This is a genomic window from Rhizobium sp. CFBP 13644 (assembly GCF_014842165.1).
In the GTDB taxonomy this organism is placed as follows: Bacteria; Pseudomonadota; Alphaproteobacteria; order Rhizobiales; family Rhizobiaceae; genus Agrobacterium; species Agrobacterium tumefaciens_C.
The window spans coordinates 180,631-205,300 of the sequence record NZ_JACYVF010000002.1 but is presented as its reverse complement, the minus strand read 5'-3'; the positions used below and the strand labels follow the sequence as shown (position 1 = coordinate 205,300).

Below are 24,670 nucleotides of genomic sequence, written 5' to 3'. Positions count from 1 at the left end.
GTCGTCACAGTCAAGCGGATTATGTCGCTCAAGGTGAAATTCTCGGCCTATCTGCGGCATAAGCTATAGCTTGGCGCCGTTTCACTTTCATGTTGACATAAGTCAAATCAAACCCGCAGCAAAAGGGGCAGTTTCTCCATCGTCACCGACGAAAGAGATATTGATATGCCTCATAATGCTCCCTTTTCAAACGCCCGCAAAACACTGCTTCTGCCATTCCTGTCGGGTTTTTACGATAAATTTGCCCAGCCCCTGGCATGGACCGCCATGCGTGTCGCCATTGGTGGAATGCTGGTTATCGAGGGATATCCCAAGATCCTCGCACCTTTCGCACAGGTTGGATTTGTCGAAAACCTCGGCTTCTATCCCGGCTGGCTCTGGTCGCCGACACTGGCAGGACTGCAGTTTTTCGGCGGAATGTTCATCGCTCTTGGGCTGCTCACCCGCCCTGTCGCATTGGCAAACATGGTCATGCTCGCCATCACCCTCTGGTTCCACTTCGCAAATCCCTACGGCCATGCGTTGCTGACCGAAGCGGGCATGGAGGCACTAAAGGCCGCGGATCAAACCTTCTTCACACCCCAGGGCCTGCGTAGACTGGCAGATGGCGGCACGGTCTTTCTTGAACAGGTCCAGACAAAGGCAGAGCTCGCCTCGCTGTTCTGGACTGGCGGCGCAGCCCTTTTCGCGGCCTTCGGCGGCGGATATTGGTCGTTGGACAAACTGTTCAGGAAGCAATTCTAATCGTGATCTAGAATAAAAAAACCGCCCGCATCGTGAAGAATGCGAGCGGTGTCTTTTGTCCAAAGACGGCTTACTTGTAGACGGCTGGCTGAAGCGGAATATCGGCTGGCGGAATGTACTGGGCAGTATCGCAACCGTTGAAGACGTAACGGCCACCAACGCGAATTTCGTGCGAGGTCAGACCCTTGTCACGGCCTGCAGATGTCAGACCGGAGCCGCTCGTGCCGAACATGCTGCCGCTGCCGATCTGGCGGAAACGATAGCCAACGTCGGCCTTCAGGTTACAGGTGACATCGATCGAGGCACCGGCCATCAAGCCGTAAGCGAAGCGCCAGTTACCCTCGCCATCGATTTCGCAGTTACCGCAGCTCGACAACTTGTCCCATTTGACGTGGGCGCCACCGATACCAGCGCCGAGATAGGGGGTTATGCGGCCATAGGTTCCCAGATCGACATAAGCATTGGCCATCAACGAATAGGCACGAACTGACGAGTTCACACCATTGATAAGCGGGCCATTGCCGCTAAACTTCGATTTAGCCATGTAGTCAAACGTCAAATCCGTCCGCAGGTAGTTGTTGACCTGATAACCAACACCCGCACCATAAAGGAAGTTGTCTTCCACGGACTTGTTCGTGAAGCTGTAATTCACCGGGCTACCGGAATCGGTGCGGAGATAGTCTGCACCACGGGACTTGTTGAAGGAATAGCCAACATCTCCACGCAGATACCAGCCACTGGCCTGCTGAACCTGAACTTCAGGCGCGTTGTCAACAAATGCTGGCGCTGGTTCCTGCTGATAAACGTCTGCTGCGGAAGCAGTTTGGCATGCCATCAAAGCAGCGACGACACCAATCAGGCTCTTTTTCATAACGGCGGCTCCATAAGCGGTATGGCACCAGATGCGCCCATACTCGAGAACTTGTTCATTTATGAAGCCTGAAGGAAATTGGTTAAATCACCGTTAAAACGTGACCTATTCTGTCTAACTTCGCTAAGAAACTCGGTTAATACTATCTAACTAATTTATAGGACACGCACCAAAATCGCGACGACGGGCCGGAAATGCTGAGGCTATCCCTCACACACCACATCACCGGCATAAGCAAGCGGTAATGTTTTGTTACCTAATATTGTTGAGCTTATAACAACAATAGTTCTCTATCATGAGAACAAGCTAAGTTTCGCCAGTGTATATCAAGATTAGGTCAGGCATGATGCTCTGATAAGACAGGGAATTCCATCCCTTAGCGAGCTCGCCACGCCGTGTCGCAGGTCGTTTCAACAGCTGCTCAAGGTTACCATTCGTTGAACGCGCAAGTGAAGCTCCTGATCGAGTTTTTTGAGATATCGGATCGTGATCCAGTTCTGCTTATCGCGAAGTACCGCGCATTTTGCAGACAAATGCCGATCATGTACTTCATTCTCATGTCGAGCACTTGGGCGCTGGCTGTCACACACCTTCCCGTTGCACCACTTTGGCTCACCATCATCGTGCCTGCGGTTCTTACCGCCATCAGCGCTATCAGGGTCGCTTTCTGGTGGAAGTCGCGCGATCTCATTCCCACAGCTCATGAAGCTCGTGTCGCATTGAAGCGGACGCAAAAACTGGCCGTGGTCATATCCACGGCCTTCACAGGTTGGTCATTCCTGCTCTACCCCTATGGCGACGCCTACCAGCAATCGCATATAGCCTTCTATATGGCGATCACGGTCATATCCTGCATTTTCTGCCTCATGCACGTGCGCTCGGCGGCGTTCTTCGTCGCCATTCTCGTCAACGGCACCTTCATCGTCTTTTTCACCGCCACGGGTCAGGCAACATTCATTGCCATTGCCGTTAACATTCTTCTTGTCAGTTTCGGCATGCTGGCCGTGCTGGTGGTCAATTATCGAAATTTCGAAAACATGATCAGCGCGCAGCACAAAACCGAGGCACTCAGCAACGAGAACCTGCGCCTGGCGAACATTGACAGCCTGACAGAGCTGCCCAACCGCCGTGCATTTTTCAAACACCTGGCAGAGGCGTTCACGGTCGCGACGGAAAACAGCACGCGGCTGGCCGTTGGCGTCATCGATCTGGATGGCTTCAAACCCGTCAATGATCTCTATGGACATTCGTCCGGAGACCGCCTGCTGGTAGAGGTCAGCAACCGCCTCACCGCCAATTTTTCATCCAGCGACGTCTTTCTCGCCCGTCTCGGCGGAGATGAATTTGCCTTTGTCATCTCGGATTGCCCCAGCGAACGTTGTGTCGTCAGCGAAGGCAACCACATGTGTGAACTGCTGCGCGCGCCGTTCCACCTGCCAGATGCCACCATCATGATTTCGGGCTCCATCGGCATCGCCGTCTTCCCCGATCTGGCATCCTCCCCGGAAGAGCTCTTTGACCGCGCCGATTACGCGCTCTACCACGGCAAGCGCAGCAAACGTGGCAACAGCACACTCTTCACAGCGCTTCATGTTGCAGAAATCCATCGGGATGCCCTGATAGAACAGGTCCTGAAACAGGCTGATCTTGCAAGCGAACTCTCCGTGGTCTTCCAGCCCATCGTGGACGTAGCCCGCCGCCGAACAACCGGTTTCGAAGCACTGGCCCGCTGGCAGAGCGCCGCTCTCGGCAATGTCTCACCCGGCCAGTTCGTTCCAATCGCAGAGCGCGCCGGAATTGTCAGCACGCTGACGCGCCCGCTCCTGAAAAAAGCACTGGATGCGGCCTGCAAATGGCCTGACCATCTGACGCTATCCTTCAATCTCTCGGCGCAGGATTTAAACAGCCCGGAAGCGGTTCTAAGCATCATCGCCATCATCGAGACCAGCGGCTTCGACCCCTCACGCCTCGACCTCGAAATCACAGAAACAGCGTTTATCCATGATACGCGGCAGGCCGGAATATCCGTCGGAATGCTGCGCCAGATAGGCTGCGGCATATCGCTGGATGACTTTGGAACCGGCTATTCCAGCTTGACCTCGCTTCACTCCCTGCCGCTGACAAAGATCAAGGTCGATCATAGCTTCGTCCGCGGCATCCAGCAGAACCCGGCGAGCGAAAAGATCGTGCGATCCGTTCTCACCCTCAGCCGCGAAATGGGGCTGGATGCCATTGTGGAAGGCGTCGAGACAGAAGAGGAAATGGCGGTTATCAGCAGCCTTGGCGGCAATCTGGTCCAGGGTTACCTGTTTTCTCGCCCCATGCCAGATGCAATGATCGAAGCCTTTCTTGCGTCAGAAGAAGAGCGCCAGCAGGACTTTTATCGCAGAGCGTAAACCTTGCATTGCAGGTTACACCGCTAGCGACAGCCGGAACCGAAAGTTTCTACAGAAAATCCAAGACCGAGATTGAGCCTATTTCAAAGAAATTAGCACTCGGAGAAAGTCTTACGCAACCAAATACATGCATGACCCGGTGGGAATCCATCGATCCGGCCGAATTCCTCGTAACCGCGAGATCGATAGAAGTCGGGGGCTTGGAAACTGTATGTACTGACGTATGCACCCACACATTCACATTCGCGAGCGACCGCCTCGGCTTTGTTCATCAGTTCATTACCCAGACCTGAACCTCGACTGGACTCTGATACCCACAACCAGTCGATTGACATCCAGGAATAGTGACTTCTTGCCTTCAGACCGCCCCGTACGTCACCGGCGGCGTCGCGTGCGATCACCCACAGATCTTCAGAGTTGTCAGAACCGGCCTTGGTGCCGTTGAACTCGTCAAGTCCGTGTTCGATGAGCTTACGCGTAAGCTCATCGGGCATGAATTCAATTTCAACAGCTACAGACAATGGATGCCCTTTGAAATGCCTCTGCTTGTGGTGCCCTATGCGGCAGTCTTTGCATTGGCAATCACGCCAACCAATTCGTTGACGATGCGCTCCACCTGGGCACTATCGTCGCCTTCCGCCATGACGCGGATCAGAGGTTCTGTGCCGGACGGGCGAATGACCAGCCTGCCCTTATTGGCCAGTGCGCTTTCCGCGTCGGCAATGGCCTGCTTCACAATAGGGTTTTCCAGCGGCTTGCCGCCTGTCGTGCGGACATTCTTCAACAATTGCGGCACAGGCTCGAACTTGCGGCAGACTTCGCTAACCGTCCGGCCAGACCGCTTGACCCGCGCCAGCACCTGAAGCGCTGCGACAAGGCCATCGCCGGTCGTGCCATAGTCTGACAGCACAATATGGCCGGATTGCTCACCACCCACGTTGAAATCATGGTTGCGCATATGCTCGACCACATAGCGGTCACCAACCTTGGTGCGCGCAAGGGTCATGCCCTTGTCCACGAGGAAACGCTCGAGACCAAGATTGGACATGACCGTTGCGACGATGCCGCCGCCGCGCAGGATTTTGTCGTCCGCCCAGCTTGCCGCAATCGTTGCCATCAGCTGGTCGCCATCGACAATCTCGCCCTTCTCATCAACGATGATGACGCGGTCGGCATCTCCATCCAGCGCGATGCCGATATCAGCACGGACTTCGTGGACTTTTTTCTGAAGAGCGGCGGGGTGTGTCGAACCACATTCTAAATTGATGTTCGTGCCATTCGGCTCGTTGCCGATTGTCACCACCTCAGCACCCAGCTCCCAAAGAGCAGCCGGAGCCACCTTGTATGCGGCGCCATTCGCACAATCGATGGCGATGCGCAAACCGCTCAGCGTCACGTCCCGTGGAAGCGTGCGCTTGACGAATTCGATGTAGCGATAAATATCGCCATCCACGCGTTTGGCGCGGCCAATCTCGTTTGGCTTGGCCAGCTGCGAATAGATGTCCTTGTCCAGCAGCTCCTCGATCTCAAGCTCCAACTCATCGGAAAGCTTGTAACCGTCAGGGCCGAACAGCTTTATGCCATTATCGGCAAAAGGATTGTGCGAAGCAGAAATCATAACGCCGATATCAGCGCGCAGGGACCGGGTCAGCATGGCAACCGCAGGCGTGGGAATGGGGCCAAGCAGAAACACATCCAGACCAGCAGCGGTGAAACCGGCAACCAGCGCATTTTCCAGCATATAGCCGGAAAGACGTGTGTCCTTGCCAATCACGACACGGTGGCGGTGATGGCCACGGCGGAAAATGGTGCCCACGGCAATTCCAACCCGCATGGCCAGATCAGGCGTCATTGGAAAGACGTTGGACTGCCCGCGAATACCATCGGTTCCGAAATAGCGACGTGTCATGTGAACTCCAGATTTGTCCCGCGCACGACAGACACCCCAATGTCCGCCAAGCTTTCCGGCTAGATGCCATAAAAGGCGCAGCACAGCACGTCAATTACCGCAAAGAGCAAACATATGTTGTTACCAGCTGAGATTGACGCAGGCATACAGCAAAGCAAAAGGGCCGCCCTGTTACGGACGGCCCCTTGATATCAGCAAAATTTTGAGGATCAGCGCGGCTGCGGCTCCATGCCACCCTCCGCCTCACCGTCGCCCTTGGCGTCGGTTGGGCCATCCTTCTTCGCGCCGGTCTTCGGCACAGCGGAACTGCGACCCGGCGAATCGTCACCCAGATCGCGGGCTGGCTTTTCACCCCGGATCAGCGCCTTGATTTCTTCGCCCGTCAAAGTCTCATATTCCAGCAGGCCTTCCGCAATGGCAACAAAGCCATCATGGTTTTCCGTCAGAATACGGCGTGCTTCGGTATAGGCTTCGTCGATCAGACGACGCACTTCCGTGTCGATGGTCTGCGCCGTGGCTTCGGAAACATTCTTGGACTGCGAAACCGAGTGACCCAGGAACACTTCCTGCTGGTTTTCACCGTAGGAAACCTGTCCAAGCGCGTCGGAGAAGCCCCATTGTGTGACCATCGCACGGGCAAGCTTCGTGGCCTGCTCGATGTCAGACGACGCGCCCGAGGTGATGTTTTCTTTGCCGAAGGTCAGTTCTTCTGCCACGCGGCCACCCATCATGATGACGAGACGCGAAACCATCCACTTGTAGCTCATGGAGTAGCGGTCGCCTTCCGGCAACTGCATGACCATGCCCAGCGCGCGACCACGCGGAATGATCGTGGCCTTGTGCAACGGGTCAGCCACCGGCACTTTCAGCGCGGTAATGGCGTGGCCAGCTTCGTGGTAAGCAGTCAGCTTCTTTTCGGCCTCGGTCATGGCGGAAGAGCGGCGTTCCGCACCCATCATGATCTTGTCCTTGGCATCTTCAAACTCAGCCATGGTCACCACACGCTTGTTGCGGCGCGCAGCCATCAGGGCAGCTTCGTTCACGAGGTTGGCCAGATCCGCACCGGAGAAACCGGGCGTACCGCGAGCCAGAACCTTCAGATCGACATTCGGTGCCAAAGGCACGTTGCGGGCGTGAACCTTCAGAATGCGCTCACGGCCAACAATGTCAGGGTTAGGAACGACGACCTGACGGTCGAAACGGCCCGGACGCAGCAAGGCGGGGTCAAGAACGTCAGGGCGGTTGGTCGCAGCAATCAGGATAATTCCTTCATTGGCTTCGAAACCATCCATCTCAACCAGCAACTGGTTCAGTGTCTGTTCGCGCTCATCATTACCGCCGCCAAGACCGGCGCCACGGTGGCGACCAACGGCATCGATTTCGTCGATGAAGATAATGCAAGGCGCATTCTTTTTCGCCTGCTCGAACATGTCACGCACGCGGCTAGCACCAACGCCGACAAACATTTCAACGAAGTCCGAACCCGAGATCGTGAAGAAAGGCACGTTGGCTTCGCCCGCAACGGAGCGTGCCAGCAACGTCTTACCCGTACCCGGAGGACCAACGAGAAGCACGCCGCGCGGGATTTTGCCGCCCAGACGCTGGAACTTCTGCGGGTCACGCAGAAACTCGACGATTTCTTCCAGATCCTGCTTGGCTTCATCAACGCCTGCAACATCGTCAAACGTAATCCGGCCATGCGCTTCGGTCAGAAGCTTTGCCTTGGACTTGCCAAAGCCCATGGCTCCGCGAGAACCGCCCTGCATCTGGCGCATGAAGAACAGCCACACACCGAGGATCAGGAACATGGGCAGCAATGTACCAAGATAGCTCAGGAAGCCGGACGAACCGTCGCTTTCGGGGCGCGCAACGATTGTCACGTTCTTGCTCTGCAGACGCTCCATCAGCGAATCATCGATGACGGGTGAGTATGTCTGGAAGGCTGTGCCGTTTTCAGTGGTGTATGTTCCCAGAACCCGGTTGCCGGTCACGGTGACTTCACGCACCCGCCCGGCATCAACATCGCGCAAAAACTGCGAATAGGGAATGTCACGCGAACTCGACTGCGAGGGCGACGTCTGAAACATGCTGAAAAGCGCAATCAGCAACAGTGCGATCACGGCCCACAGGGCGAAATTTCTAAAATTTGGGTTCATTGAACTCCCCGAACTGCAACGGGCAAATGCGTGCCCGCCATTATGTTGTGCCTAACATAAGGACGACAGTTGCCCTTGCCAAGGCAGGTGGGGGCATCAGATGCAATTTGAGGTAAAAACTCTGCGAAAAACCCGTGTGAAATGCGCAAGCGGCGCTAGACCGGCGCAAGCGGATAGGCTTCGCGGCCAACAAGCCCCGCAATTGCATTTGCAAGCGTCAGATCAAAGCGCGGAAGAAACAGGTCATAGGGAGCAATCATCCGGCGCCATTCCACATTTCCGGCAGACAATACTTGCCCTTGCTGCCCCTCGAACATCGGCATTGCCTGCCGTGCGCGACGAACAACCCCGGGAGGAAAATCGGTTACGACACCAGCGCCCTGCGCCTCTTTGCCACAGGCCCGCACGACCATATCAAATGCAAAATTATTCTTGATCTCGAAGCGCTCGTCCCACACCCGTGTCTCACCGGCGGAAACCTGCAAGGTTTCGATCCCTCTCTCCTCGCGCACCAGATAAAGGACGTCTTTCCGGCGGTCGAACATCACCCGCCCAGCCGTCATCTTGCCCACACCCTCTGGCGTGGCGCAGGCCATCATCTTGTCCATGCTGTCAGCCGCCATCGCAAAGCGCCGCCCACCAGCAACACAGGCGAGCACTGACAAAGCGTAGCGCAGCGTTGCTGGATCAGCATCGAACGCTTCCCGTTTCAACGCAAAAATATTGCCGCCATCCGATATGCCATAGTCTTCAATCAGTTGCGCTGCCAGCTCCGAGAGTTCAGCCCGGTTGATTGAGCGATCAATCAACATCCCGGATGCCACCTTGCGCATCCGAACGCGCTCGTATTTCATGTCATCATTGCTGGGGTCATCGTACCAGGTAAGCCCCTGCTCACAGAGAAAATCCCTGATATCCTGCCGCGTGCAATTCAGGAATGGTCGCAAGATCCAAAGGCGACGGTCGTAGAGAACACCGTCCGCCATGCCTGCGAGGCCAAGATTGTCTGCCCGCTGGCTTCGGGCGCTGCGCATGGCAATCGTCTCCTGCTGATCGCCCAGCGTGTGGCCGACAACAGCCAAGTCCGCGCCAATGTCTTCCGCAACCGCCCCAATCAGCCCGTAACGGGCAAGTCGTGCGGCTGCGGAAACACCGCTCTTCGGCTTATCTCCATCCCATCGGCGAATATGGTGCGGGATGTCGATGCGCTCACAAAGCCGCGCCACACCTTGTGCTTCCATGGCGGATTCGGAGCGCAGAGCATGATCGATCGTGACGGCATGAAGCTGAACGTCGCTCCTGCCCGCTTCGCGTAAGGCAAGCTGAAGCGCGATGAGCAATCCGGTGGAATCGCTGCCACCGGAAACGGCAGCGAGAATCGTCGTGGGTTTTGAAATCTTGTCGATGAACTGCCGCGCAGCCAAAAGAGGCGCAATCGGCGTCACCAAAGACGACCTGCCATGACAAGCGGTCGTCACCGTCTTAGCAGCTCAGGCGTTTTTGTTCGCTGGTAACCTTGCCCAGAACGGTCTTGGAGGCGCTGGGGTAACGCTTTGGCACTTCACGCAGGGTTGCGCAGGCCGTTTCCTTGTTGTCGAGAGCAGCCAGTGACATGCCAAGCTTCAACAGCATTTCCGGTGCCTTTGGCGACTTGCTGTAGGTCTGGTGCGCATTCAGAAACGTCTTGGCAGAATCGGTGAATTTGCCCTGGCTATATTGAGCTTCGCCCAGCCAGAAGTTGGCATCAGCAGCCTTCGTTCCCTTGGGATAGCCCTGGATATACCGCTCAAAACCCTTTTCCGCCGCCTTGTAATCGCCAGACAGAACATTGCTGTAGGCCGCCTGATAGATGTCGTTTTCGCTGGTCAGCGCTGCCGTGTTGACGGGATCAGGTCTGGAAGAGCGTCCGGTTTCAACGCCAGGCAACGCACCGGCAGAGTTGTTGGCACCGGAGTTCAGCGATCCGCCCACGGGCGCCCCACGGGAATCAAGCTCGATAGACCCCAGCGTCGTTTCGCCGGGTGCTGCATTAGCGCGTGGTGATACTCCAATGTCACCACCACCCATTGAAGCGCCGCCCTCGGACGGCGTTTCAATGATGGATGCGACATCGTCCTGAGGACCAGCCGATGGAATGTCGGCTTCAGCCTTCTTCTTTGGCGCAGGTGCGGCGGCCTTGCCGCCTTCAAGTTCCTGGAAACGGAACTCGTTGTCTTCCTGTGCCTTGCGGATCGTTTCCTGCATCTGCAAAAGCTGGAAGCTCATTTCCTCAATGCGGCCATTCAGCTGGCGGATCTGCTCCTCAAGCTGCTGTACGCGATAGGTTTCGCTTGCCTGCACATTGATCACGGGTGCATTTTGCGTGTTCGACGTGCCGAAGGCCCCACCTGAACCGAACAACGGACCTGAGACGGCCACGCCGCTCAAGCCGGTGCAGGCTGCAAGCCCCAGCATTCCCGCCACGACAAGTTTCTTCATGTTGCGTCCTGTCTGGTTGATTTGCGCCCCAACGACGCAAAACCGGATTTTTTCCATCTGGCGTCAAAAAGCAACTTAAGTTCGGCCAAACTATGGAAAAAAGAAAGGCGGCCCGAGGACCGCCTGTCAATCATCATCACACAATCGCGAGAGGTTTTAGCGAGCGCCACCGAGAACAGTGACCGCACGGCGGTTCTGCGACCAGCAGGAAATGTCGTCGCAAACAGCAACAGGACGTTCCTTACCGTAGGAAATGGTCTTCATGCGGTTTGCAGGAACACCCTGCGAAGCGAGGAATTCCTTGGTTGCGGCTGCACGGCGTGCACCCAGCGCAAGGTTGTATTCGCGTGTACCGCGTTCATCGGCATGGCCTTCAACGGTGATGGCGTAGTTGGGATAACGGGCCAGCCACTGAGCCTGACGCTGCAGGGTCTGCTGTGCGTCGGCGCGGATCGATGTCGAGTCCGTGTCGAAGAAGATGCGGTCGCCGACATTGACGGTGAAGTCCTGTGCAGAACCAGGCGTCGCAGAACCGGCACCGCCGCCAAGGCCAAGCTCGCCAGCGCTGTTCGGCATGTTCTTCTTGTTGGCGCAACCGGCCAGCGCAAGCGCGAGCGTCAGAGCGATCATGGCCGGGTTACGGGCAATTTTCTGCATCCGGCCGAGTGCCGAAGTGTTTGTACGGCTCATAGCCGGTCTCTCCTTAGAAATTCAGTAACGTTGCCAGACAATAACCGAATGCAGTTAATTGCCCCCAAACGATTATGGTTAACAGAAAGGAAATGCCTTATTTTTTGCGCCCTCACAACCAAATTGCAGCAAAAAACAAGACATGCCCCGATGCGACATGCTGAGGAAATATGGAGGCCCGCAACAAGAGCGGACCTCCATAAGCTGGGTTAGTCGAGAAGTGGCGACCAGGCAGGGTCAGACGCGAATGTCGGCGTCTTGATCTGCTGCTCGTTATATCCCGTCAGATCGATGGAGTAGAGCTGAGGACCGCCGGAGCCTGCATTCTGGCGGAAGAACATCAGAACGCGGCCATTCGGCGCCCAGGTTGGCCCCTCATTGTGGAAGCCAGACGTCAAAATGCGCTCGCCCGAACCATCCGGCTTCATAACGCCGATGGAGAACTTGCCGCCCGACTGCTTGGTAAAGGCAATGAGATCGCCGCGCGGAGACCATACCGGCGTGGAATAGGAACCATCGCCGAAGGAAATGCGCGTCTGGCCGGAACCATCGGCATTCATCACGTAGATCTGCTGGCGGCCACCACGGTCGCTTTCAAAGGCGATGCGCTGACCATCAGGCGCGTAGGATGGTGCCGTGTCGATGGCGCCGGTGTTGGTCAGGCGTGTCGTGGTGCGCGAGCGCAGGTCCATCGTATAGATATTGGCGTTGCCTTCCTGCTGAAGGCTCATGATGACCTTCTGTCCATCAGGCGAGAAGCGAGGCGAGAATGTCATGCCGGGGAAGTTGCCGACAACTTCACGCTGTCCGGTTTCCAGCTGTAACAGATAAACGCGCGGCTGCTGGCCCTCAAACGACATGTAGGTCACTTCCTGACGGCTTGGCGAAAAGCGCGGCGTCAGAACCAGATCCTTGGTCGTGGTCAGGTTGCGAACGTTGAAACCGTCCTGATCCATGATCGAAAGGGCACGCTTGCGGTCAGTCTTCGGTCCGCTTTCAGACACGAACACGACGCGGGTATCGAAGTAACCCTTTTCACCGGTGACCCGCTCATAGATCGCATCGGCGATGATGTGAGCGACGCGCCGCCAGTTTTCAGGCTGCGTAAAGAACTGCTGGCCGCTCATCTGCTGACCCACAAACGTATCCCAAAGGCGGAACTCGGCGCGCAGGCGACCATCGGCCTCCTTCGTCACACGACCCGTGACCAGTGCCTGCGCGTTGATGACCTTCCAGTCTTCAAACCGTGGCTGCTGGTCAGGATTGCTGATCTTTTCGATGAACGCATTCTTGTTGATGGGCGCAAACAACCCGGAACGCTGGAGGTCAGCCGCGATAACCTGCGACACCTGCGCACCGATTCCATCAGCCGACATGAAATCGGTAATGGCGATTGGCAGCGGCTGAACATTGCCCTTGTTGATGTTGATTCGAACTTCAGCACTGGCCGGGGTAACTGCAACGAACGAAAACAGCATGCCACAGGCTACCGTCAACGCACGCAGGAAAGAGAACTTGGTCATTGAGACAAGCCTTTCAGCTTCATACAAAAATTAGACATCGAGTTGGGTGTCAGTGTTGTCATCGGTCCCAAAACTGTCGGTTAAATGGCAAACTCGGACGGATCAAATTCAAGAACCATGGTGTTCCATCCCTTTTCGCCCTCGTATTTGTCTGGCGGCAGGTTTTTTAGCGGCTGTGACCGGAAGATCGCACGGCGCGCGCTGCCTTCAACGGCGCGGCGCGTTCCATCAGGCCCACCTGTCGCCGTTACTTCTGGCTGGCCGACAATGTTGCCAGATTGATCGAGTGATACGCGAACAACCACCCGGACTTCCGAAACGCCTGTCAGGCCGGATGCCATGGTCCAGTTGTTTTGAATCTGGCCGCGCACATTGTCGACTTCACTCGAGCTCAAGCCCGTACCGATTGTCTTCTTGCCGCCAAGCGACGCCGTTTCGGTCGAACGCTTTGCGCCACCACCTGAAGGTGCCTGCTTGTTCAGGAGCTTAGAAATCTCATCGGCATTGAACTCGCTGGCCTGGGAGTTGGCAGACTTTGCCGTTTCCTGCTTGCGGTCAGCGACCTTCTTGTCGGACGGCTTCTCATTCGACTTGGCCTGATCGGATGTCTTTTCCGGCGGCTTTTCGGCAGGTTTCTGCTCGGCTGGCTTCTGTTCAGCTTCCTTGGGCGGCTCCGGCTTTGGCTGCGGCGGCGTCGGGCGCGAATTGGGGCGCGGCACATTGGCCGGCACGGGAATTTCGGCTGGTTCCTGGTTTTGCGGCGGCGGCTCCTGCGCCTGCTGCTGAGCCGGGGGCTGCGTGGGCGTCGGGGGTGTCGCTATCTCAGGCTTGGGAATGGGAAGTGACGCGGTTTCCTGCGGCTTGGGCGCAGATGTCTCTTCCTTCACGATATCTTTGACGTCGTTCGGCTTGTTATCGACGACAGGCGCTGGCTTCTCCTGCTTGGGAGGAGCGGCCGCGCTGTCATTATTATTGGGCTTTTCCGTCGGCGTTGGTGGCGCATCCAGATCGGCGCTGTTGTTGCCGACGTTCTGGGCATTCGCAACCACATCAGGGCGAGTCGTGGGAACAGGCGCGGATTTTTCAGCCTTGGGCGCGTTCTTGTCACCCTGCTGTATCTGCGTCATCTCTTCTACGGATACCAGATCCACAGGCATGGCCTCAGATTGAGTCACCTCGAGCGGTGCCGGCGAGCCCAGGGAAACCAGGGCAACAGCCAGCAGTGAAGCGTGCACAATCGCAGATGTGGTAATGCTGCCCTTCATCGCTTTACGTCAATTGTCCTGTTTCTGTTGCGTTACGAGGCCGATATTCTTGAAACCCGCAGCCTGAATACGCGCCATCACATCCGCCACGATGCCATAGGCCGCGACGGAATCTGCACGCACGAAAATGCGCTCATTGTACCCAGTGGTGGCAATTGCCTGCAGCTTGTCGGCCACTTCCACCGCCTGGATCGGCGTTTCCTGCAAATGGATCACGCCATCCGCATTGACTGAAATGGTAATCGGCTGCGTCTCGGAATTCAGTGCACTGGCAGAGGTCTGCGGCAGATCGACAGGCACGCCCACCGTCATCATTGGTGCAGCCACCATGAAGATGATGAGCAGCACCAGCATGACGTCCACGAGGGGCGTCACGTTGATTTCACTGATCGCGCCGCCCTTGCGGCGTCCCCGGCCTCGGCCACGGCGTCCGCCGGATCCGCCCCCGCCACCGCCTGCTGACATACCCATTATGTTTACTCCACTCGCTCGGTGACGCGGTTACTGCGCGGCCTGACGTGTCTGCAGCTTCTCATCGATCTGTCGCGAAAGGATGGCGGAAAACTCGTCCGCAAAGCCTTCCATGCGCGCAGAAAGCTTGCCTGCATCACCGGTGAACTTGTTGTAGGCGATAACGGCCGGAATAGCGGCGACAAGACCAATGGCCGTTGCCAGAAGCGCTTCGGCGATACCAGGAGCCACAACCGCAAGGTTGGTGGACTTGGAACCGGCAATCGCCTGGAACGAGGTCATGATACCAATAACAGTACCGAACAGACCGATAAACGGACCCGCCGAACCAATCGTCGCCAGCGAACCGAGACGCGCTTCGAAGGTTTCGCCTTCACGCGCCATCGTCACGTCCATGGCCCGGTCGATACGCATCTGCAAACCGATGGGAGACCGCGCACCGCGCTCGAAGGATTTCTTCCACTCGCGCATCGCCGCCACGAAGATGGCTGCAAGGCCAGTATTCTGGCGCTCGGCCAGCGTGCGATACAGCTCTTCAAGCGACTGGCCAGACCAGAACACCTGCTCGAACTGGTCGAACTGACGCTTCGCCTTGCCGAAAGCTACGTATTTGTCGATGACGATGGCCCACGTCCAAACCGAAGCTGCGAGAAGGCCGATCATGACCAGCTTGACGATGAGGCCAGCCTGCATGAACAGAGCCCAAAGACTTACGTCGTGCGTTGCCGCGGCCAATCCTGCCTGTTCCATAAAAATCCAATCCCCGAATCCAAACGCCCGGTGCATGACCGGGCGATTTAAACGCGCATCAACGTTTGAAGTCCTGCGGCAGTCGCCGAAAACCCCTTGAGCCGTGCCCCGATATGACCATTCAGCCTTCCTTGACTGCAAATTTGGTAAAAGGAAGGCGTGCGGCGCACAAATACCGGATGGTTAAGATAGACTACATTATGGTTAAGAGAGTGTTACGAAATCAACACGACTAGCAGCAACTGCATCATCGGAAATTCTTAACTTAGAAATTTCTCGGCAATCGTCTCCGGCAGACGTCGCGGTCTTCCCTTGGAATTGATCACGGCGATGATCACTTTCGCGACAATCAGCAATGTGTCTCCGCGCCAGATTTCCTGCGCAAGCACCATCTTGGCCCCACCCGCTTTTTCCGTCGTGGTCGTAATGGTCAAAACATCATCCATCCGCGCAGGCGACTTGAAGTCGATTTCCATGCGGTGAACCACAAAAACCAACCCCTCTTCATCCGCCGTCAGAAGCGCACTCTGCTCGCAGCCCAGACACCGCAAATAATCCGTGCGCCCGCGCTCAAGAAAATGCAGGTAACGGGCGTGGTAAACCAGGCCGGAAAAGTCGGTGTCCTCATAATAGACCCGCTGCGCCAGCCGATGGCCGTGGTCGATCAATTCGCCAGAGAGGGATACGGTTAGGTCAGTCATCGTTTGATGCTCCTTCACGCACAATCAGATGCTCATGCCGTTGCGGCAGCGCCTCGATCCGCTCAGCCACAAACACAGGTCTGAGATCGTTTTCCTTCAACGCGGCTGAGTTCGCGGGCAGCCATCGAAACTCGATATCCGCACCATCGACGACACGATGGACAATGTCCGTTTCATGAAAAGGAAAAGGCTCTTCGAGATGGACGAGGTAATAGAAGGCCAATTCGTGGGCATTGTACTCGCCATACGAAAAGAAATTTTCGACCGACCACAAAAGACGCTCGATCCGCGCCTTCACGTGCAGCTCTTCCTCAATTTCCCGCAGGATCGTTTCTTCCGAGCTTTCCCCGATTTCGGCACGACCGCCCGGAAGCCCCCAATAGCGGTCAGTAACACTGCGGTTCACCAGAAGGTGGCCGTTTTGGAACACGAGGCAAGCCACACGAAAGCTGAAAAGCTGCGGCTTGTGATCGATCCTGATCATGTGCCTAAGAGAAGTTGTGTCGCTCATTTATCGTCCAGGTTTCCATCATTCCAAACGATATGCTGGGTCGTGACGGGCAGATTTTCGATCTGACCGGCGATGAAATAGGGTGGAATATCCAGCTGCGTCAAGGCTTCGGTTGTCGCTCTTGCCCAGCGAAATTCGAGCGGATACTTGCCGTCCTGCATACGGTGGACGATGTCTGCTTCGTGGAAGGGGAATATCTCCGGCAACTCCATCAGGTAGTAAAACCCAAGCTCGTGCCAGTCCTTGCCTTCGTAATGGTAGAAGTTCTCAACCACCCAGAGCAGGCGGCCGACCGTTGCTTCAACGCCAAGCTCCTCTACCATTTCACGCGCCAGCGTCTCCTTGGTCTCCTCACCCATTTCGGCGCGACCACCGGGGAAACTCCAGAATTTCTCGTGTGTTGCCCTGTGCACCAGAACGTGACCATCGCGAAAGGCAATGCCTGCTACCCGCATCTGGAAAAGGCGCTTCGGCTTGAATTTCATGCGTATACGGAGGTCTTCAGTCATGCATCGATTCCTGGTTCATCAGATCAGCTTCCGTCCAGCCTAACGCCTTCATCTCCGTTTGGCGAACCCCCGCATCATCTCCCACGACAAACTCGTCCAGCTGCGGCGGGCTCACGCCCGTGCCTGATAGCATGGAATGCACCTGTCCGCGATGGTGGGTCTGGTGCTGAAAGAGATGGGTCAGAATGTCGTCGCAGCGGTCCGTCTGCACGCGCTCGCCGCGCTGAACAAACACGGTTTGCGCCAGTTCCACCGTTGTCAAACGGTCCACCAATGCAATCAGACGATCGTCCATCTGCGCCTGCGCGTCGCGCAAGCTTGCCATGTCTTCGAAGGGCTCGTCTTTATGGAACGCAGCAAGCCCGATGGTGCCGCCTTGCATCGCGTCGATGTAGCACAGGTCTACCAGATAGATGTGATTGAGCGTTGCCCGGATCGTCGGAAAAAAGCTTGTGCGCGGTGCCGTGAACTCGTGCTGGGAAAGCCTGAGGCAGGACGCGTGCAGCCTGACATTGGCAAGGCGGTTGTTGCGGGCAAGTTTCCGGAACACGCGACCCGGATCATAAGACATACCACCTCTCCTACCGCATCAGCCACAAAGACGTTAAGTGACACTCAGAGGGCTTAACCGGCCTTTTCCAGTTCCGAATGGCTTTTCAAAACTCGCCCACCGTCTTCCTGCTCAATTAGGTAGGCGGGCTCGTCGTCACTGGCTTTGCGCTTGATAACTGAGCCCTCGATCTTGCGCTCGACATCTTCGGTAAAGCTCTCGGCAACCTTGCCTTCGCCTTTGCCGGAACCCCATTTCCACTGAACTTTGGTGCCCTTGCGAAACTTTGTCATCACACGCTCCTTGCCAAAAGACGGGGCCAAAAAAGAGCAATGGCCAGAGCTGCCGATGGTTCCTCAGGCTTCGCCGAGATCTATCACCACGATTTCAGGCGGAGACAGGAACCGCACGGGCGCGATGGAGCATCCAAGCCCGCCGGACACGACAAGATGCCGGTCATTCTCCACCACATGGCCGTAGACGAAGCGCTCTCCGTAACGCGATGGCACAGCCGGACGCCAGCCGAAGAGATTGACCTGTCCGCCATGGGTATGGCCCGAAAGCGTGAGCGACACACGGTCCGGTACCTTCACGAAAATATCTGGCTCATGCGCCAGCAGAATGACCGGCGCATCGTCGCTCACCTGCGCAAGCGTGCCAGACAGATCGTCCAGGCCGATCAAGCGGCCTCCGGTCTTGTACGCCCATTGGTCTTCCACCCCGGCGATCCAGAATGGATTGGTCTCAGTGCCGCAGCGCATAGCCTTGTTGGAATGAACCTGAATGCCCACCGCCCGCAGAGCCTGATGCGCCACCGTTTCCTTCAGCCGCAGCCGTTGCGCCTCAAGGTCCTGCCACCAATCATGGTTGCCGCACACCGCGTGCACGCCTTGCGGTGCCTTCAAACCCGAAAGCGCCTTTGCCCAATCTTGCGGCTCTACGACACCCGTCACCAGCTTCATGCCAGACATGTAGTCGCCCAGCAGCAGCATCACATCGCCACCCAGCGTGTTGGCGTAATCGCAGATCTTGGCAATCCGCTCGGCTGGCATCCATGGCTCGCAGGCATGAAAATCGGCAAGCGCCACGATGCGCAGCGTCTGGCCCTTTGGCCAGCCGGGCGGATTGATGCGGTAACGCGTGGTGGAAAGCCGCGCCAGCGGCTCAATGCCACCCGCATAGGCACCGAGAGAAACCAGTCCCGCCGCCATGGTCGCAGCAGTCTTGAGCAAGGCACGGCGGGTGATCACAATCAATCGTCCTCAAGAGACATGCGGAACTGTGCCGCTTCGATATCCTTTGGCGGCTGCATACCAAGATGCTTCCACGCCGTGCCGGTCAAGACCCGTCCCCGCGGCGTGCGCTGGATGAAGCCCTGCTGGATCATATAGGGCTCGATAATGTCTTCGATGGCATCACGCGGTTCAGACAATCCAGCCGCAATCGTTTCAATGCCGACAGGCCCACCACCGAAATTCACGGCAATCATCATCAGATAGCGCATATCCAGCTGGTCGAGACCCATATTGTCCACCAGCAGCCGCGTCAGCGCCTCGTCAGCGATCTGGCGCGTCACGGATTCAGCCCGCGCCACTTCCGCAAAGTCGCGCACCCGGCGCAAAAGCCGCCCGGCAATGCGCGGCGTTCCGCGCGAACGGCGTGCGATCTCTCGCGCGCCTTCTTCCGTCATCGGCAGGCCCATGATGCGCGCACCACGCCGCACGATCAGCTCAAGCTCATCGACGGTATAGAAAGACAGGCGAACAGGAATGCCGAAGCGGTCGCGCAGCGGGTTCGTCAACAGTCCAAGCCGCGTGGTGGCCGCAACAAGCGTGAATTTCGAAAGATCGATCTTCACCGAACGTGCCGCTGGCCCCTCGCCAATGATCAGGTCGAGCTGAAAATCCTCCATCGCCGGATAGAGAATTTCTTCGACAGCCGGGCTCAGGCGATGAATCTCGTCGATGAACAACACATCGCGTTCTTCAAGATTGGTCAAAAGCGCCGCCAGATCACCCGCCTTGGCAATGACCGGGCCGGAGGTGGACTTGAAATTGACGCCAAGCTCCTTGGCCATGATCTGCGCCAGCGTCGTCTTGCCAAGGCCCGGAGGCCCGACAAACAGAACATGGTCCAGCGCTTCGCCACGGTTCTTTGCAGCCTCGATGAAGATCTTGAGGTTGGCCCGCGCCTCTGCCTGACCGGTAAAATCATCCAGCGTCTGCGGCCGCAGCGTCGTATCAATATCTTCGCCGCGCTTTTCCGAAGAAATCAGCCGTGCCGCGTCGCTCATGTCAGATATTCCATTCCGGGTATTTGCTTGGCGTTTTTACCATGGCGCGCCCTAGCGCGAAAGCTCCTTAAGCCCCAGCCGGATCAGCTTTGCGCTGTCGCCACCCTCACCGCCATTCTTCAGCGCAGCAGCCACGGCATTGGCCGCCTGGTCCCGGGAATAGCCAAGGTTGGTCAGCGCGGAAACGGCATCGGCCACCGGTGCCGACGCTACGCCTTCGCCCAGCTCCTGCTTGAAACCGATGGAGCCGGATGCGTCTCCCGCAAAGGCGGGCGCCTTGTTGCGCAACTCGGTCACGATACGAACAGCCACTTTCGGCCCCACACCCGGAGCGCGAGAAACAACGACCTTGTCCTGCAACGCGATGGCATTGGCAAGTTCGGATGGCGTCAGGGTAGACAGCACGGCGAGCGCCACCTTGGCGCCCACGCCCTGAACGCTCTGCAAAAGGTTGAACCATTCCCGTTCCAGCGCCGTCATGAAACCGAACAGCCTCAGCTGGTCTTCGCGCACATAGGTTTCGATGAAGAGAACAACCGCTTCCCCCGCGGAACCCAGCCGAGACAGGGTGCGCGCCGAGCAATAGGCCACATAACAGACGCCATGCACATCGACGACCACATGGTCATCTGCAATTTCATCGATGGTGCCTTTGAGTTTTCCGATCATGGTAACGCCTGTGAAAAGAGGAAATCAGCTTGCTGCCAGCACGCGGCGCATGCGCTCGCTTGCCCGGTTGTGGGCGTGACAAATGGCAATGGCGAGCGCATCTGCCGCATCATTGCCCTTGAATTCGGCCTTGGGCATCAAAATCTTGAGCATCATGTGAATTTGCTGCTTCTCGCCATGGCCAACCCCGATCACCGCCTTCTTGACGGCATTGGGCGCATATTCGGCAACGGGCAGACCGGCACGGGCCGGAACCAGCATGGCAATGCCACGGGCCTGCCCCAGCTTCAAGGTTGCCACCGCATCCTTGTTGACGAAAGTCTGCTCCACAGCCGCCTCATGCGGTTGATGGGAATGAACGATCTCGGAAAGGCCATCATGCAGCTGGCAAAGCCGCGATGCCAGATCCATGTCGCCATCTGACGTGACAGTGCCGGAAGCCACGAAACGCAGGCTGTTGCCCAGTGTCTCGATGATGCCCCAGCCCATTCGCCGCAGCCCAGGGTCTATCCCGATAATTCGAATCGCATTTTGCATATGGCATCCTAACGTTGCGGCTCGAAACCTGCCAGCGATAAGTGAACAAAACGACAACATTGATCTGAAATGCGCCTTGGCCCTTGCACGAGTTTTTTTGATCCATCGTTCAATTCGCTGCGATTGGGCTGGCAAATCGAGCCATGTCGCTTACATCTTGAGCAACGAAATACGCACCAGGAGCGTCCAATGATCCCTTTTTCCATTCTCGACCTGTCGCCCATTGGTGAAGGCGAGACCGCGAGCAAGGCGCTTGATAATTCCCGTCGCATGGCAATCAAGGCGGAAGAAGAAGGCTATGAGCGCATCTGGCTGGCCGAACATCACGGCATGCCGGGCATTGCCAGCGCCGCGACGTCCATCGTCATCGCCCATGTCGGCGCTGCCACATCGCGCATTCGCGTCGGCTCCGGCGGCATCATGCTGCCAAATCATTCGCCGCTGGTCATCGCCGAGCAATTTGGCACGCTGGATGCGCTGCTGCCCGGCCGCGTCGATCTCGGTCTTGGCCGCGCACCCGGCACGGATATGCGCACCGCCCGCGCTCTGCGCCGCAATCTGGATGCGGGTGCGGAAAACTTCCCGCATGACATCATCGAATTGCAGCGCTATCTCGGCGCCCCGGAACCGGATCAGGCCATCCTGTCCGTGCCGGGCATGAATTCCAATGTGCCGATCTGGCTGTTGGGCTCAAGCACCTATAGTGCCCATGTGGCAGCAGCTCTTGGCCTGCCCTACTCCTTTGCCTCGCATTTCGCACCTGATATGCTGATGGATGCCATCGCGATCTATCGCGAGCGTTTCCAGCCATCAGAAACGCTGAAAGAGCCCTATGTCATGGTCGGCGTGATGGGCGTGGGTGCCAATACGGATGAAGAGGCACAGCATCTGTTCACGTCAGCTCAGCAGCAATTCGTCAATCTGCGCAAAAATGTCCGCACGCAGTTTCCGCGCCCCGTGGAGAGCATGGACGGCCTGTGGAGCGACATGGAGCGCATCACGGTTGACCATACGCTCCGATACGCGGTCGTCGGCTCCCATGACACCATTGAGCGCAAGTTGGGCGACTTCCTGTCTGAGACAGGCGCAGATGAACTGATCATCTCCATGCCGGTCCATGATATCCAGAAACGCCTTCGTTCCGTCGAGGTCTTCGCGCAGGTGCGCGGCGGGCTGAAACTGGCGGCGTAAGCCTCAGATATAAAGAAAACCCCGGTGATGAGCCGGGGTTTTTCATTAATTGGCTTAGTTCTTTTGGCCAAATCAGGCCGAGAGCTTGGCCATGATTTCTTCAGACACTTCAAAGTTCGAATAAACGCTCTGAACGTCGTCGTCGTCTTCCAGATTGCCGATCAGCTTCATCAGCGACTGCGCCTTTTCTTCATCCACAGGCACCGTGTTCTGTGGCTTCCAGATGGACTTGACGCTGTCTGCTTCGCCCAGCACCGCTTCCAGCGCCTTGGACACTTCGTTCATCGCTTCGAATTCGCAAATGATCGTGTGGCCGTCTTCGCTGCTTTCCACATCATCAGCACCAGCTTCAATCGCCGCTTCCATGACGCTATCGGCACTACCGACAGAGGCCTTGTAGCTGATTTCGCCAACGCGGTCGAAGGAGAAGGAAACCGAGCCGGTTTCGCCCAGCGCGCCGCCAGCCTTGGTAAAGATGGAGCGAACGTTGGACGCCGTGCGGTTGCGGTTGTCCGTCAGCGCTTCAACGATAACCGCAGTGCCGCCTGGACCGTAACCTTCGTAACGCACATAATCGTAGTTCTCGGCATCTGCACCGGATGCCTTCTTGATGGCGCGGTCGATGTTGTCCTTCGGCATGGACTGCGCCTTGGCGTTTTGCACTGCCAGACGCAACGCCGCGTTCATGCTCACATCCGGCAGACCGGACTTGGCAGCAACGGTGATTTCACGCGCAAGCTTGGAGAACATCTTCGAACGAATCGAATCCTGTTTTCCCTTGCGATGCATGATGTTCTTGAACTGTGAATGGCCAGCCATGGCACCCCTGATCGGATCGTTTGTTTGGATTGCGGTGCTTATAAGTGCGATGGCCCGGCGGTTCAAGCCCACATGACCAACTCTTGTCGCAGCACGGTCATACTTCTCCTGACGCAGAAAGGAACTGAAATCTACGCACTTCGTTTCGTTACCAGTAAGCAAACGTGAAGGAGACATATTGAATGGTCAGTTTGAGTGAAGCACGCGAAGCCCCTGCCCGTCAGCTCTGGGATGAGATCAATTCTGTTCATGCGGGCATGCTCGGCCTCGAAGGGCTCCAGAACCACATGCAGCCCATGGCGCCTCACGCAGATCCGAAAACCAACACCATCTGGTTTTATTCCAAGAAGGATTCGCAGCTCGTCCAGTCGCTGAGATCAGCCTCCCGCGCCCATTTCTGCGTTATCGGCAAGGATCACGATTATCACGCATGCCTGACCGGCAAGTTGGAAGTGCGTGACGACAAGACCAAGGTTGATGAATACTGGAATTCTGTGACAGCTGCCTGGTACGAACATGGCAAGAGCGATCCCCTGCTCACCATGCTTGCGCTGCATGTCGATGAGGCTGAAATCTGGGCTTCCACCGATAGCACGCTGAAATTCGGCTGGGAAATCGCCAAGGCCAATATGTCTGATGACAAGACGCCAGATATCGGCGTGCGCCAGCATCTGACTTTCGCATAATCCTTACCCCGCCCTCCGCATCTTCACATGCCTTGCGGCACCAGAATTTGCGGCTGGCGGGGCAAGCTTCTCATCGAGACATTGATGACCGGGTTGTTGGCATAGGCGATCTGAAACTGCGGCCCGAATGTTACCAGAAACTGCTCCAGACCGCTTGGCTGGTGCATCGGCAAGATCAAGGCAGACCGCAGCCGCTTGACGATCCGGCTCATACTGTCGGCCCCCATCGTCAACCCACCATCCACCGGCACCATCAGAATATCAAGGCGGCCGATTTCGGCATATTGCGTTTCCGTCAGCTCGTAATGCAGGTGGCCGAGATGCCCGATGCAAAGACCGGCAACCTCGAAAATGAAAATCGAATTTCCATCCTTTTGCAGCAGCCCGCCTCCGCCCCAGCGGTTGCGAATATCGGATGTAACATTGCGGATATAGACATCACCCAGCTGCAATTTGTGCTCGGCTTTCTCTCCCGGCACATCGCCCCAGCCATGCAGAACGTGTTTGATCGCCGGGTCTGGATGCATTGTGTAATGCGTGGAATGCGCATTGTTCATCGTCACAACGGTGGGCGTCACAGGCGGCAGATAGACACCGTTATAATCGGTGGCAATCGTCACCCCCTCGGGCGAGGTGATGAGAAATGACGAATGCCCGATATATTGTATTTTGACGTCTTCCTTGCTCGCCTGCACGCGTTGCAACCCGCTCGTGACGCTGGCGAAGGTGACATCAGGGAGTGTGCTGGCAATCGCCTGACATTGGCTGATCGGAGGTCGTGCGGGCCGTTGCTGCGCCTGCGCCTGCGTTCCGCACAGAACCGTGGCGGCCATCGCCAGAATGAGCATGCGAAGCATCACCACCACTCCCTGAACGAAACGAGTGGGGCCAAGATGCGGCAAGGCTCTTTGATCGTCTACACGCAAGCGCCCATGCGGCGCTCACAATGTC

General features: G+C 56.9%; 26 protein-coding genes. 4 read left to right on the top strand and 22 right to left on the bottom strand.

Annotated features, from left to right (window positions below; translation table 11 throughout):
* Positions 1 to 165: 165 nt before the first annotated feature.
* Positions 166 to 744, top strand: a complete 579-nt coding sequence (locus IFT53_RS06035) for a DoxX family protein (protein ID WP_192064419.1) — start codon at positions 166 to 168, stop codon at positions 742 to 744.
* Positions 745 to 814: 70 nt separating this feature from the next.
* On the opposite strand, the gene IFT53_RS06030 is transcribed toward IFT53_RS06035, so the two are convergent.
* Positions 815 to 1,615, bottom strand: coding sequence for an outer membrane protein (locus IFT53_RS06030; protein WP_042617511.1), 801 nt, complete (start codon positions 1,613 to 1,615; stop codon positions 815 to 817).
* Between the two features lie 533 nt (positions 1,616 to 2,148).
* On the opposite strand from IFT53_RS06030, the gene IFT53_RS06025 reads away from it, so the two are divergent.
* Positions 2,149 to 4,011: a putative bifunctional diguanylate cyclase/phosphodiesterase gene (locus IFT53_RS06025; protein WP_192064491.1), complete on the top strand. Its 1,863-nt coding sequence runs from the start codon at positions 2,149 to 2,151 to the stop codon at positions 4,009 to 4,011.
* 92 nt (positions 4,012 to 4,103) lie between these two features.
* Here IFT53_RS06025 and IFT53_RS06020 read toward each other — a convergent pair whose 3' ends face one another.
* The 19 genes from IFT53_RS06020 to ruvC form a co-directional block, all read right to left on the bottom strand.
* Positions 4,104 to 4,532 carry a GNAT family N-acetyltransferase gene (locus IFT53_RS06020; RefSeq protein WP_244656255.1) on the bottom strand — a complete coding sequence of 143 codons (429 nt, stop codon included), beginning with the start codon at positions 4,530 to 4,532 and terminating at the stop codon, positions 4,104 to 4,106.
* A gap of 35 nt (positions 4,533 to 4,567) precedes the next feature.
* Positions 4,568 to 5,920, bottom strand: coding sequence for a phosphoglucosamine mutase (gene glmM / locus IFT53_RS06015; protein ID WP_192064420.1), 1,353 nt, complete (start codon positions 5,918 to 5,920; stop codon positions 4,568 to 4,570).
* A gap of 209 nt (positions 5,921 to 6,129) precedes the next feature.
* The gene (gene ftsH / locus IFT53_RS06010; protein ID WP_042617514.1) at positions 6,130 to 8,076 is read right to left on the bottom strand and encodes an ATP-dependent zinc metalloprotease FtsH; all 1,947 of its coding nucleotides are present in this window, start codon (positions 8,074 to 8,076) and stop codon (positions 6,130 to 6,132) included.
* A gap of 155 nt (positions 8,077 to 8,231) precedes the next feature.
* Positions 8,232 to 9,521 (bottom strand): tRNA lysidine(34) synthetase TilS, encoded by a 1,290-nt coding sequence (gene tilS, locus IFT53_RS06005; RefSeq protein ID WP_342365795.1) that lies wholly within the window; start codon positions 9,519 to 9,521, stop codon positions 8,232 to 8,234.
* Between the two features lie 37 nt (positions 9,522 to 9,558).
* Positions 9,559 to 10,554: a tol-pal system protein YbgF gene (ybgF, locus tag IFT53_RS06000; protein ID WP_192064422.1), complete on the bottom strand. Its 996-nt coding sequence runs from the start codon at positions 10,552 to 10,554 to the stop codon at positions 9,559 to 9,561.
* A gap of 156 nt (positions 10,555 to 10,710) precedes the next feature.
* Complete coding sequence (gene pal, locus IFT53_RS05995; protein WP_192064423.1) at positions 10,711 to 11,244, bottom strand: peptidoglycan-associated lipoprotein Pal; 534 nt, start codon at positions 11,242 to 11,244, stop codon at positions 10,711 to 10,713.
* Between the two features lie 209 nt (positions 11,245 to 11,453).
* On the bottom strand, positions 11,454 to 12,767 hold the full coding sequence (gene tolB, locus IFT53_RS05990) for a Tol-Pal system beta propeller repeat protein TolB (protein ID WP_042617516.1): 1,314 nt from the start codon (positions 12,765 to 12,767) through the stop codon (positions 11,454 to 11,456).
* An 80-nt stretch (positions 12,768 to 12,847) separates the two neighbouring features.
* Positions 12,848 to 14,032: a hypothetical protein gene (locus tag IFT53_RS05985; RefSeq protein ID WP_042617517.1), complete on the bottom strand. Its 1,185-nt coding sequence runs from the start codon at positions 14,030 to 14,032 to the stop codon at positions 12,848 to 12,850.
* A 9-nt stretch (positions 14,033 to 14,041) separates the two neighbouring features.
* Positions 14,042 to 14,503, bottom strand: a complete 462-nt coding sequence (gene tolR / locus IFT53_RS05980; RefSeq protein ID WP_042617518.1) for a protein TolR — start codon at positions 14,501 to 14,503, stop codon at positions 14,042 to 14,044.
* 30 nt (positions 14,504 to 14,533) lie between these two features.
* Positions 14,534 to 15,253 (bottom strand): protein TolQ, encoded by a 720-nt coding sequence (gene tolQ / locus IFT53_RS05975; RefSeq protein WP_042617787.1) that lies wholly within the window; start codon positions 15,251 to 15,253, stop codon positions 14,534 to 14,536.
* Positions 15,254 to 15,513: 260 nt separating this feature from the next.
* A complete protein-coding gene (gene ybgC / locus IFT53_RS05970) occupies positions 15,514 to 15,954 on the bottom strand; it encodes a tol-pal system-associated acyl-CoA thioesterase (RefSeq protein WP_192064424.1) in 441 nt (146 codons plus the stop codon).
* Complete coding sequence (locus IFT53_RS05965) at positions 15,947 to 16,465, bottom strand: NUDIX hydrolase (protein WP_244656256.1); 519 nt, start codon at positions 16,463 to 16,465, stop codon at positions 15,947 to 15,949. The genes ybgC and IFT53_RS05965 overlap by 8 nt, the downstream gene beginning before the upstream one ends.
* Positions 16,462 to 16,974, bottom strand: a complete 513-nt coding sequence (locus tag IFT53_RS05960; protein ID WP_192064425.1) for an NUDIX hydrolase — start codon at positions 16,972 to 16,974, stop codon at positions 16,462 to 16,464. Before IFT53_RS05960 ends, IFT53_RS05965 begins: the two co-directional genes overlap by 4 nt.
* Positions 16,967 to 17,545, bottom strand: a complete 579-nt coding sequence (locus IFT53_RS05955) for a DinB family protein (RefSeq protein ID WP_192064426.1) — start codon at positions 17,543 to 17,545, stop codon at positions 16,967 to 16,969. The genes IFT53_RS05960 and IFT53_RS05955 overlap by 8 nt, the downstream gene beginning before the upstream one ends.
* Before the next feature lie 53 nt (positions 17,546 to 17,598).
* Entirely contained in the window at positions 17,599 to 17,817 is a 219-nt protein-coding gene (locus tag IFT53_RS05950; RefSeq protein WP_192064427.1) for a DUF2945 domain-containing protein, read from the bottom strand.
* Positions 17,818 to 17,880: 63 nt separating this feature from the next.
* Complete coding sequence (locus IFT53_RS05945; RefSeq protein WP_446737657.1) at positions 17,881 to 18,774, bottom strand: metallophosphoesterase; 894 nt, start codon at positions 18,772 to 18,774, stop codon at positions 17,881 to 17,883.
* Between the two features lie 2 nt (positions 18,775 to 18,776).
* Positions 18,777 to 19,817, bottom strand: coding sequence for a Holliday junction branch migration DNA helicase RuvB (gene ruvB / locus IFT53_RS05940; protein WP_192064428.1), 1,041 nt, complete (start codon positions 19,815 to 19,817; stop codon positions 18,777 to 18,779).
* Between the two features lie 51 nt (positions 19,818 to 19,868).
* Positions 19,869 to 20,486: a Holliday junction branch migration protein RuvA gene (gene ruvA / locus IFT53_RS05935; protein WP_042617522.1), complete on the bottom strand. Its 618-nt coding sequence runs from the start codon at positions 20,484 to 20,486 to the stop codon at positions 19,869 to 19,871.
* Between the two features lie 24 nt (positions 20,487 to 20,510).
* The gene (gene ruvC / locus IFT53_RS05930; protein WP_042617523.1) at positions 20,511 to 21,023 is read right to left on the bottom strand and encodes a crossover junction endodeoxyribonuclease RuvC; all 513 of its coding nucleotides are present in this window, start codon (positions 21,021 to 21,023) and stop codon (positions 20,511 to 20,513) included.
* Between the two features lie 189 nt (positions 21,024 to 21,212).
* Between ruvC and IFT53_RS05925 the strand changes: the two genes are divergently transcribed.
* Entirely contained in the window at positions 21,213 to 22,214 is a 1,002-nt protein-coding gene (locus IFT53_RS05925) for an LLM class flavin-dependent oxidoreductase (protein WP_042617524.1), read from the top strand.
* Positions 22,215 to 22,286: 72 nt separating this feature from the next.
* Here the strand turns inward: IFT53_RS05925 and IFT53_RS05920 are convergent, their stop codons facing one another.
* Positions 22,287 to 23,033 carry a YebC/PmpR family DNA-binding transcriptional regulator gene (locus IFT53_RS05920; RefSeq protein ID WP_192064429.1) on the bottom strand — a complete coding sequence of 249 codons (747 nt, stop codon included), beginning with the start codon at positions 23,031 to 23,033 and terminating at the stop codon, positions 22,287 to 22,289.
* A 182-nt stretch (positions 23,034 to 23,215) separates the two neighbouring features.
* Between IFT53_RS05920 and IFT53_RS05915 the strand changes: the two genes are divergently transcribed.
* Entirely contained in the window at positions 23,216 to 23,719 is a 504-nt protein-coding gene (locus tag IFT53_RS05915) for a pyridoxamine 5'-phosphate oxidase family protein (RefSeq protein ID WP_192064430.1), read from the top strand.
* A gap of 23 nt (positions 23,720 to 23,742) precedes the next feature.
* Here the strand turns inward: IFT53_RS05915 and IFT53_RS05910 are convergent, their stop codons facing one another.
* Entirely contained in the window at positions 23,743 to 24,579 is an 837-nt protein-coding gene (locus tag IFT53_RS05910) for an MBL fold metallo-hydrolase (RefSeq protein WP_342365796.1), read from the bottom strand.
* Between the last annotated feature and the right edge of the window lie 91 nt (positions 24,580 to 24,670).